The organism is Pseudonocardia lutea (genome assembly GCF_042658055.1).
GTDB lineage: Bacteria > Actinomycetota > Actinomycetes > Mycobacteriales > Pseudonocardiaceae > Pseudonocardia > Pseudonocardia lutea.
Window position 1 is genome coordinate 19,690 of sequence record NZ_JBHSQK010000057.1, and the last position, 10,714, is coordinate 30,403.

General features: G+C 73.4%; 5 protein-coding genes. 2 read left to right on the top strand and 3 right to left on the bottom strand.

Going from position 1 to position 10,714, the window contains the following annotated elements; all coding sequences use genetic code 11:
• Positions 1 to 62 precede the first annotated feature (62 nt).
• Genes ACFQH9_RS21620 through ACFQH9_RS21630 form a run of 3 tightly spaced genes read right to left on the bottom strand, consistent with a single transcriptional unit; the run spans position 63 to position 8,465 of the window.
• Complete coding sequence (locus ACFQH9_RS21620; protein WP_379568292.1) at positions 63 to 842, bottom strand: beta-ketoacyl-ACP reductase; 780 nt, start codon at positions 840 to 842, stop codon at positions 63 to 65.
• A gap of 2 nt (positions 843 to 844) precedes the next feature.
• Positions 845 to 6,487 (bottom strand): ATP-binding protein, encoded by a 5,643-nt coding sequence (locus tag ACFQH9_RS21625; RefSeq protein ID WP_417715127.1) that lies wholly within the window; start codon positions 6,485 to 6,487, stop codon positions 845 to 847.
• 13 nt (positions 6,488 to 6,500) lie between these two features.
• Positions 6,501 to 8,465 carry a 3-oxoacyl-[acyl-carrier-protein] synthase III C-terminal domain-containing protein gene (locus tag ACFQH9_RS21630; RefSeq protein ID WP_379568296.1) on the bottom strand — a complete coding sequence of 655 codons (1,965 nt, stop codon included), beginning with the start codon at positions 8,463 to 8,465 and terminating at the stop codon, positions 6,501 to 6,503.
• 434 nt (positions 8,466 to 8,899) lie between these two features.
• Here ACFQH9_RS21630 and ACFQH9_RS21635 point away from each other — a divergent pair, with 434 nt between their 5' ends.
• Entirely contained in the window at positions 8,900 to 9,391 is a 492-nt protein-coding gene (locus tag ACFQH9_RS21635) for a carboxymuconolactone decarboxylase family protein (RefSeq protein ID WP_379568298.1), read from the top strand.
• A gap of 10 nt (positions 9,392 to 9,401) precedes the next feature.
• Positions 9,402 to 9,785: a VOC family protein gene (locus ACFQH9_RS21640; protein WP_379568300.1), complete on the top strand. Its 384-nt coding sequence runs from the start codon at positions 9,402 to 9,404 to the stop codon at positions 9,783 to 9,785.
• Positions 9,786 to 10,714: the final 929 nt, after the last annotated feature.

The following is a 10,714-nucleotide window of genomic DNA, read 5'->3' on the forward strand; positions in this document are numbered from 1 at the left end:
CGTTCGCCGAACGGGGGTCGTGAGTGGCGAGCGCTGCGGGAGCGTTCCTCGCCACCACGGGGTCACATGTCCAGGCCGCCGTTGACCGCGAGGACGCTGCCGGTGATGTAGCCGGCGTCGTCGTCGAGGAGGAACTGGACGGCGCGGGCGATCTCGTGCGCCTGCCCCAGCCGCCCGACCGGGACGTTCGCCAGCAGCTTCTCCAGGACCTGCTCCGGGACCGCGGCGACCATCTCGGTCTCGATGTAGCCCGGGGCCACGCAGTTGACCGTGATCCCCTTGCGCGCCACCTCCTGCGCGAGGCTCTTGCTGAACCCGAACAGGCCGGACTTCGACGCCGCGTAGTTCGCCTGGCCCACCGCGCCGGACTCGCCGATCACCGAGCTGATGTTGACGATCCGGCCGAAGCCGTTGCCGGACATGTGGTCCAGCACGGCCTTGGTCATGTAGAAGGCGCCGGAGAGGTTGATCCGGAGCACCGCGTGCCAGTCCTCGACGGTCATCCTCCGCACCGTCTTGTCGACGGTGATCCCCGCGTTGTTGACCAGGTAGTCGATCTTCCCGTAGGCCTCGAGCACCTCGTCGGCGTACCGCTGGCAGTCCTCCGGGACGCCGACGTTGCCCTGGTGCACCGAGACCGAGCAGCCCTCGGCGCGGAGCTTGTCGGCGAGGTCGTTGGCGGCCTTCGAGTTGGAGCTGTAGCCGGCGGCCACGTGCACCCCGGAGCGGGCCAGGGTCGTGGTGATGGCCGCCCCGATCCCGCGTGCGCCACCGGTGACGAGGGCGACGCGGGGCTCGGGGTGGGTGTCGGTCGCGAGCGGAGCGGGGGCGGCGGAGGTCATGATCAGGTCTCCAGTTCCTCGAGGGTGCGTGCGATGCCCCGGCGGACGGCGTCGACGAGGTACGGCCGGAGCTGGTGCGGATCGACGATGTGGTGGACGGACCCGACGCGCTGGGCCCGCTGGATGGAGTGGGTGCTGTCGAACTCCTCGGCGACGGCGCCGAGCTTCTCCGAGCGGACGGCGGCCCGGACCGCCGCCAGCTCGGTGCGCAGCCGGGAGGCCTCCGCGTCGGACCCGGCCTCGACGGCGGCGGCGATACGCGCCTCGAGGGCGGTGACCCGCTCGTCGGCGTTGGTCCGCCTGCGGACCTCGCCGGCGAACACCACGGCGGCGGCCGGCGCGCCGCCCAGGACGGAGGCGTACGAGCCCTCGACGGCCGCGACCTCCATCTTGTCGTTGAGCGTCGCGGAGAAGACCACGAACGCCCCGCCGTGGTAGCGGGAGACCACGCAGAACACGATCGGGCCGTCGAAGTTGACGATGGCCCGGCCGATCTCGGCGCCGTACTCGAGCTGCAGCTCCCGCAGCGACTCGGGCGAGCCGTCGAACCCGGAGAGGTTCGCCAGCACCACGAGCGGCCGGTTGCCGCTCGCCGCGTTGATCGCCCGCGCCGTCTTCTTCGACGAGCGCGGGAACAGCGTGCCCGCGGTGAACTGCTCGGGCCCGTCGACGGGCAGCACGCCGCGCCGCGGGATCGGCTTCGACTCGATGCCGAGCAGGGACACGGGCTGCCCGCCCAGGTGGGCGTCGAACACGACGACGGAGTCCGCGTCGTGCATGTCGGCCCACCGCTCGAGCGGGGCGTGGTCGAGGTCGGCCACGCCGCGCATCACGGAGCGGATGTCGAAGGGCTTCTTGCGTCCCGGGTTGGTCTCGGGCGAGAAGATCTCGCCGAGGGTGGTGAACTCCCCGCCCTCGTGCGGCGCGGTGGTGACGTCGCGCTGCACCGGGTCGGTGGTCGGCGCCGGCCGCGGGAACCGCTCGCCGGGCACCCGGTAGGTGTGCTCGTAGTGCCGGAACAGGACGTCCACGGCCCCGGCGAGGTCGGGCGCCCAGTACTGCGCCTGCCCGTTCGGGCCCATGATCCGGTCGTAGCCGCCGATGCCGAAGTTGTCCTCGGCCGAGACCCCGCCGGAGTAGTCCAGGCTCTGCTTGCCGGTCAGCACCATCGCGCTGTCCGGCGTCATGACCAGGATGCCCTTGGTGTGCAGCAGCATCGTGGCCTCGGCGTTCCAGTAGGGCTGGGCGCCGACGTTGATCCCCGTGACGACGACGTTGACCTCGCCGCCCGCCTGGGTGAACTCGATGATCGCCCGCAGCGCGCGGGAGATCCAGTCCATGTTCTCCGTGCCGGAGTCCATGGCGATCTTGGCGCCGGAGGACACCGCGAACCACTCGACCGGCACGTCCAGCTCGCGGGCGAGCCGGATCGCCGCGCACACCCGCGCGCACTCGGGCTCGGCCAGCGCGCCCAGCCCCCGCGTCGGGTCGCCGAGCAGGACCACCCGCGTCATGCCCTCGGGCTGCTTCGCGGTGGGCGCGGTGACCGTGCCGAGCACGATGTTGGCGGTGTTGCGGCCGGGCTCGCGCTCGACCGGCTCGGCGACCGGGTCGACCCCGGAGCCCTCCACCAGGTCGTACTCGACGAACCTGCCCTCGGGCCCGGTGAGCATCGGGATGATCTCGTACGGGTAGACCGCGCCGCGCCGCTGCGCCTTGATGACGTTCTGGGCGTAGGCGTCGAGCTCGCGCATCAGGCCCGTCGGCGGCTCGTCGAGCCGCACGGTCAGCCCCGCGCCCGGCGGCCGGGACAGCCGCAGCAGGTACTCGTGCGGGCCCCCCTCGGTCGACCCTGCCTCACCCGGGCGGCCGGCCCGGAACTGCACCAGCACCTGCTCCAGGCCCAGCGCCCCGGTGCGGGCGGCGAGCCGCCGGACCACGACGTCGAGCTCCTCGAACGGGACGTCGACGACCGGCCAGACGTACAGCAGGATCCGGTTCCAGCTCAGCTTGGCCAGCTTCGGGTCCCGGCTCCGGGCACTGCGCAGGCTGTCCAGGCAGGCGTCGATCGCCCGCTCGAGCTCCGGCAGGGACCGGATGACCCCCGCGTCGTCGCGCAGCACGGTGAGCCGCCGGACGTCCGACAGGGCCAGCAGGCGCTGGTCCTCGCGCACGTTCTTGCCCGTGGCGTGGAACAGGTGCACGTCCGGCTCGGCGGGCAGCCGGCGCAGGTCGAAGTTGCCCAGCCGCCACAGCCCCAGCCGCTCGGCGACGAGCGGGTGCAGGCCGCGCAGCGTGCGATCCTCCACGAGCGTGCCGTCGGCCTCCGGGCGGAAGGTGAACCAGACCGGGCCGGGGTCGGCGAGCACGTCGGGCGACGCCGACGGGTTCGGGCGCACCGCCACCGCGACGCGGGCGACCCGGCCGGGCGCCACGGCGCCGATTGCGGCGCGGACCCGGTCGGCCCGCGCGTCCGGGTCGCCCCGGTCGTCGGCGTGGGTCGAGGTGACGTACAGGTCGACCAGGGCCGTGCGGCCCTCCGGGAGCTCCTCGACCAGCCGCCGCATCTGGTTCGCCGCGGCCAGCGCGCGCCGCGGGTCGTTGTTGTCGATCACCGTGGCGAGGACCGTGCGGTCGTTGCCGCGGTGCGTGTACGACGCGGTGAGCACCGGCAGCCCGACGCTCTCGGTGAGCCGCAGGTCCTGCAGCGGCCGGATCCGGTAGTAGCGCCGGGTCATCACCTCGAGCAGGGCCGCGTTGTGCCGCGCGCCGAACACCCCGAGGATCGGCTCGGACGAGGCCACCAGCGCCTCGATCCGCTCCGCGCGGTCCGGGGTGTCCGGGTGCTCGGCCAGGTGGTCGAGCTGCTCGCGGACCTCGTGCTGCACCCGCTCGCGCTCGGCGGCGACCGCCGGCGCGTCGAAGGAGTGGTAGCGGACCTGGCGGGCCAGGTCGCCGACGGCGGGGTGGCGCAGCTGGGTGGCCAGCACCAGGTCGTCGAGCGTGCGCAGGTACTCCTCGCGGCTCGCGGCCGGCAGCCCGGTCAGCGACTCCGGGTGCGCCAGCCGCCACTGCAGCAGATCGAGGATCACCGGCTCGTGCGCCGTGGCGCGGCGGTGCGCCAGGAACATCCAGTAGAGGGCCGGCTCGAGCTGCGGGTCGCCGTCGAGCTCCACGCCGTAGTGCGCGAGCGCGCGGCGCAGCTTGGCCCGGAAGGACTCCGGCAGCTGCTCGGCCTCCGCGTCCCGGGAGCGCAGGTAGGCGTGCAGGTACTCCTGCGGGTTGCGGCCCGACTCGCCGTTGCCGTTGCCCTCGGGGCCCTCGCCGTCGGACTCGCGGCGGTTGCGCGAGAGCGCCGACAGGTCGGTGAAGATCCGCAGCACCGCCTTCTCGCCGGCGAGCACGGCCGGGTCGTCGCCGGGCAGCGCGGCCCGGGCGGCGTCGAGCCGGGCCAGCAGCGGGCGGGACTCCCGCTCGTCGACGTCGTAGCCGAGCACCTGCCAGCGCAGCGCGGTGAGGACGTCGGCGGCGGCGGCCGCGGGGTCGGTGTCCGCGCCGGTGCCGAGCAGCGCCGAGAAGTCGGCGCGGTCCCCGCCCGCGGCCGGGCCCTCGGCGTCGGCCGCGGGCTCCAGCCGGACGAGCTTCGTACCGCCCTCGACCTGCGTGTTCGACGGCACCAGCACCTCGGCCACAGTGCCCGCGAACGGGGCGCGCAGCGCGGTCTCCAGCTTCATCGACTCGACGATCGCGACGACGTCGCCCTCGGCGACCTCCTGCCCGGCGGTCACCGGGACGGCGACGACCATGGCGGGCGCGGGCGCGCGGACCATGCCGGCCTCGCCGCCGGAGATCCGGTGCACCGCGCCGTCGACCTCGACGAGGTAGTCCGTGTCCTGCGGCGCCGAGAGCACCGAGTACGTGGTGTCGCCGACGGTGAGCCGGCGCTCGAAGCGGCCGGACCGCTCGACGTCGACGTCCACGGCCTGCGGGGCGCCGCCGGGCACCTCGAGCACCACCCGGTACCGGTTGGCCCGGGTGCGGGCGACCCGCAGCCGGTAGGACTCGCCGGCCGCGCGCACGTCCGTCTGGTGCCAGGTCTCGGCCCCGACCTCGGGACGGCCGCGCTCGGCGGCGGTGAACAGCCGCTCCTGCTGGCGGGCGACATGGCCGTCGTGCGCCTCGACGGCGGTGGCCAGCAGCGCGACGTCGAGCCGGCGCGGCGGGGTGTAGCCCTGCGCCATGAGCCCGTCGAGCCAGGTGGTGTCGGTCTCGCCGCCGACGAGCTCGGGCCGCTGGAGCAGGTCGATCAGGAAGGCCTTGTTGGTGGTGCCGCCGTCGATCACCGCCGCGGTCTGGCGCAGCGCCCGCACCAGCCGGGCGCGGGCCTCGTCGCGGTCCCGGCCCCAGGCGATGATCTTGGCGATCATCGAGTCGAACTGCGGCGGGATGACGTCGCCGGTCGCGACGCCGGTGTCCACCCGGATCCCCGGCCCGGCGGGCAGCGCGAGGTGCTCGATCAGGCCCGGCGCGGGCGCGAAGCCGCGCTCGGGGTCCTCCGCGGTCAGGCGGGCCTCGATCGCCCACCCGGCGCCGCGCGGGGGCTCCGGGGCCCCGCCGTGAGGCGGCTTCGCCGCAAGGTCGGCGAGCTTGCCGCCGCCGGCCACGTGCAGCTGCAGCTTGACGATGTCCACGCCGGTGCACGCCTCGGTGACCGGGTGCTCCACCTGCAGCCGTGTGTTGACCTCGAGAAACGACAGCAGCCGCTCCTTGGGCTCGTAGAGGAACTCCACGGTGCCGGCGTTGACGTAGCCGGCGGCGCGGGCGAGCTCGGCCGCCGAGGTGCGCAGCAGCTCCTCCTGCTCGGCGTCGAGCGCGGTGGAGGCGGACTCCTCGATGACCTTCTGGTTGCGGCGCTGCACCGAGCAGTCCCGGACGCCGAGGGTCCAGACGTCACCGCTGGCGTCGGCGACGACCTGCACCTCGACGTGCCGCCCGCCGCGGACGGCGCGCTCGAGGAACACCGTGGCGTCGCCGGCGGTCTTGCCGGCCTCGGACGCCGCGCGCTCGAAGGCCTCGGCCAGGTCCGCCGGCGTCGCGACGTAGCGGATGCCGCGCCCGCCGCCGCCCGCCGTGGCCTTGACCATCAGCGGGTAGCCGATGGTCTCGGCCTTCTCGCGGGCCTCGGCGAGGTCGGCCACCGGCCCGCCGGACCACGCGGCCAGGGGCACGCCGACGCGCTCGGCGAGCCGCTTGGCGGCGATCTTGTCCCCGAGGTCGCGCATGACCTCCGGCGACGGGCCGATGAAGGTGATGCCGAGGTCCCGGCACAGCTCGGCGAACTCCGCCTTCTCCGACACGAAGCCCCAGCCCGGCCAGACGGCGTCGGCGCGGGCGACCTTCAGCGCGCGCTCGAGCTCCGCGTGGTCGAGGTAGGGCGACGGGCCGAGGTGGTCGGGGTCGTCCGGGCCGATGAGCACGGCCTCGTCGGCCTCGCGCACGAACATGGCGCGGCGGTCCACGGCGGTGTGCAGCGCGATGGTGCGCAGCGGGGATCCACCCGCTGCGTTCCACTCGCGCACGGCGTGGATGAGCCGCATTGCGGGCTCACCACGGTTGACGATCGCGATCCGGGAGAAGCTGCTCACGAGGGCCATCCTGCTACGCCCCGAACGCCACGTGGACATCCTCGACGGAGGTTGCGGCGACCGGGTTCCGCGGTAACGCCGTTGTCGAACGGTCCTGCACCGCGGGGGGCAGGACGACCTCCGGCGCCATGATCGCCGGGTCGACCGTGAGCACGGCGTAGCCCCCGACGGCGCCGGCCCCGAAGCCGGGCGCGAAGACGCGGGTCGGCCGGGTGACGACGCCGTCCCGCACCGCGTCGAACAGGGCGATCGGGATGGACGCGGCGGAGACGTTGCCCATGTCGCCGATGTCGAAGTACAGCTGGTCCGCGCTCAGCCCCGCCTTCTCGGCGAGCTGCACGATCATCGTGCGGTTCGCCTGGTGCGGCACGATCAGCTCGATCGCGTCGAGCAGCTTGCCGCCCTGCGGCCCCGGCAGCGCGTCGAGCTCGCCGATCATCTGCTCGAGGTAGCGGGCGACGAGCGCCTTCACCTCCGGGCCGTAGACCGTGATGTCGTTGTCGAACTCCGGGTTCGGCCAGATGATCGAGTTGACCTGGGAGGCCGGGCCGCTCGCGTAGGTCTGCAGGACCTCGACGTCCCCGGCGGACCCCTCCGCCGCCGGGGCGACGACGAGGGCGGCCGCACCGTCCCCGAAGATCATCCGCGAGGTCCGGACCCCGCCGATCTTGTCGCTGAACTTCTCGACACAGACCAGCAGCACCGGTCGCCCGACCTCCTGCAGCTGGCGCACCGCCTCGGCGAGCCCGTAGGGCAGCCCGGCACAGGCCGCCACGATGTCCGCCGAGCAGTGGGTCTGCAGGAGGCCGAGCTCGCCGGAGAGCCAGGTGGCCAGCGACGGGATGAGCCGGTCGCTGGTGCAGGTCGCCACGAGCACCGCGCCGATCTCCTCCGGCGCACGGCCGGAGTGGGCGAGCGCGGCGTCCGCCGCGGCGAGGGCGAGGTCGCCGATGTCGTGCTCGGAGTAGCGGCGCCGCTCGATCCCGGTCTTCGCGGTGATCTCCGCGGCGCTCATCGGGGACCAGGAGAAGCTGGAGTTGCGCACGACGTCCGCGTTCTCGCAGACGTGCTCGCCGCGCACGACGGCCAGCGCCTCCAGCTTCGGGGCCACGGCGAAGGTCTCCGGGACCTTCACCGGCGGCAGCGGCGACGCCGGCGCGACCGGCGTGGCGGCGGGCCGGGAGGGGCGGGTCCGGACGGGCGCTCCGTTGCGGACCCGGTCCAGGAACGCCGCCACCTCCCGGGTGCGCGGGTGGAACGCGATGACGACCTCGTCGTCGCCGATCGCCGACGCCTCGCGCAGCTGGGTCCGCGAGCGGGTCCACGGGTACTGGTTGTGCAGCACCATCGCCCAGCGGGAGAGGGCCTCCAGCTCGGGGGCCTCCTCGTGGGCGTCGAGGATCTCGGCCGCGGAGAAGGTCGGGTAGTCCGGCTCGAGGTCGGGCAGGACGAAGGTCAGGGCGCCGGGCTGCTCGAGGAACTCCGCGACGGTGGGCTTGACGGCCTCGAGGTCCGTGCCGTGGTGCTTGCGGTTGCCGTACACGTCGTACAGCAGGCCGAACAGGCGCTCCTCGACCTCCGGGTACCGGCCCTCGGGCAGCGCGCGCCAGGCCTCGGCGACGGCGGCGGCCTTGCGCTCGCCGTCGACCCACGGCGTGACGACGGGCAGGAACACGTCGTCCCGGGTGCGGGGCAGGTCGCGCCAGCGCGTCGGGCGCTTCTCGTACATGGTCAGCGCCCACCGGTTGACCCAGAACAGGTTCTGGCCGAGGTCGCGAAGCAGGTCGAAACGGCGGCTGTAGGCGCCGCGGGCCACGCGCTCGGCGATCTCGGTCCCGGTGGGGGCCTTGGACTCGAAGTCACGACCGATCACGGCGGCGGCGCCCTCGAGCGTGTCGAGCACCGAGAAATCGAGATCCGGCGAAAAGTTCGCGGGGAACACGAGACGGCCGTGGCGGTTGACCACGAACGGCTTCATACGGATGCCTCCAGGCGGCAGACGCTGGTCGAAACGTAGGCCGAACGAGAGGGAAACGCAGGGCGGCGCGGCAGTCGGCGGCGCGACGGACCCGGAGGTTTCGCTTCGGCGGTGAGGGAACCGTAGCGGGAATTGGCGGTAGATCGGAACGTGACCTGGCTCTTCACCCATTCGCCGTCGACATGTTCGGGTATCCGACGAAATGTTACCCACGAGTTCTACTCAAGGGTTTTACCAGTGGGTTCGGCGGGGCGGGTGCGGATAGGCGCAGATCGCAGACGTGTCACCGTCTGCTGTGGACGACCCTCGGTGGGCTCGGACGAGGTGGTTGTGGCACCGGGTGCCGATCCGATCTAGGGTCCACGGGCATGGCCCGTGTCACCTACCTGACCCCCGAGTCCGCCCCGCCCGCCGTCGCCTCGACGCTCGGGAAGATGCCTCCGCTGCACGTCTTCCGCATGATGGCGCACGCCGAGACGGCCTTCCGGCCGTGGCTGAAGTTCGGTGGTGCGATCCTCTCGGACCTCGCGATCGACCCGCTCCTGCGCGAACTGGTGATCCTCCAGGTCGGACGGCTCGCGGCCCGCTACGAGTGGGAGCAGCACGTGCCGATCGCACTCGCCGCCGGCGGCACCGCCGAGCAGATCGAGGCCCTCGACCGGGGCGAAATAGGGACCTTCGACCCTGGTACCCGCGCGGCGCTGGAATTCACCGCGGCACTCGTGCGCGACGGCGAGGTGTCGGACGAGAACTACGCGGCGCTCGCGGCAGCGTACTCGGAACGGGAAATTGTGGAGATCGCGCTCACCGCGGCGCATTACCTCGGCCTCGCGCGCATCATGACCGCGCTGCGAATCGACCCGGACGCGCCCGCGGGGCCCGACGGCCTGCCCGCGGCACGGGTGGAGCGGCCCTCCGCTGGGTAGGCTCGGCGGGATGGAGATCCTCGCCGGGCGGGTGCTGCTGCGCCCGTCCGACCCGGACGTGACCACCGCCTTCTACCGGGACGTGCTCGGCCTGGCCGTCTACCGGGAGTTCCCGGGCGGCACCGTGTTCTTCCTCGGCGGCGGCTTCCTCGAGGTGTCGGGGCGGGCGGGGGAGCCCGCCGAACGCGCCGGCGTCGCCCTGTGGATGCAGGTCCGCGACATCGCGGCCGCGCACAAGGAGCTGGCCGACCGGGGCGCGACGATCGTCCGCGAGCCGCGCCGCGAGCCCTGGGGGCTCGACGAGATGTGGGTGACCGATCCGGACGGCGTCCGGATCGGCATCATCGAGATCCCGCCGGAGCACCCGCTGCGCCGCGACACCCGCGGCGACTGAGCTGCCGCAGGAGGGTCGAGCAGCGCGTCGGGGCGCGTCATGGATCCATGACGCGTTCAGGACCGGTTGCCGGCCGCATGTGGATCCATACTGCGCTCGGGGCCGGGTTCCGGCGGCGTTGTGGATCCGTACTGCGGCGCGGAGCGTGCTCGGGCGGTCCGCTCGGGTGCACTCCCACCCCCGTTCGGGCGCGACACCTTTGTTCGTGTGCGGCGCACCCGCTCGGGCGCCGCACACTCGCTCGGGCGCCGCACACCCGCTCGGACGCCGCACGCCCGCTCGAGTGCGGCACGCCCGCTCGAGTGCGGCACACCCGCTCGGGGCGCCGCACGCCCGCTCGAGTGCGGCACGCCCGCTCGAGTGCGGCACGCCCGCTCGAGTGCGGCACACCCGTCGTGGAGGCTCCTCACANTCGTGGAGGCTCCTCACACCCCGGACGAGCGCGGCACATCCCGTCGACCGGGTGTATCGCGCCTCGTCGGGTGTGCGGGCCGTGTCGGAGCGTCGCGGCCAGGTCGGGCACCACCGAAACGGTGCACGGGGGAGAGTGCACCGGGAGAACGTCGCTGCCCCTGCCCCTCTCACACCCTGCGAGGTGTCGCGCAGGCCGTCGACCGGGTGTGTGGCTGAGCCCCCGGATGTGCGACGGCGCCGAAGTGGGTGTGTGGCCGGTTCCCGAATGTCTGGGTGGGTCGGGACGGCTGTGTCAGCCCGCGCACCAGAAGAGCGTACGGGGGAGTGCGCCGGGAGGGCCGTCGCTGTCCCGGCTCCTCCCGCGCCCGACGAGGCGTCGCACGGCGGTCGACCGGGTGTGCAGCTGAATGCCTGGATGTGGGTGAAAGGCGAGGCGGGTGGCGGCCGATGGTCCGGGTGTCCGAGTAGGTCGAGACGGGTGTGTCGGCCCGGAACCGGAAGAGCGCACGAGGGAG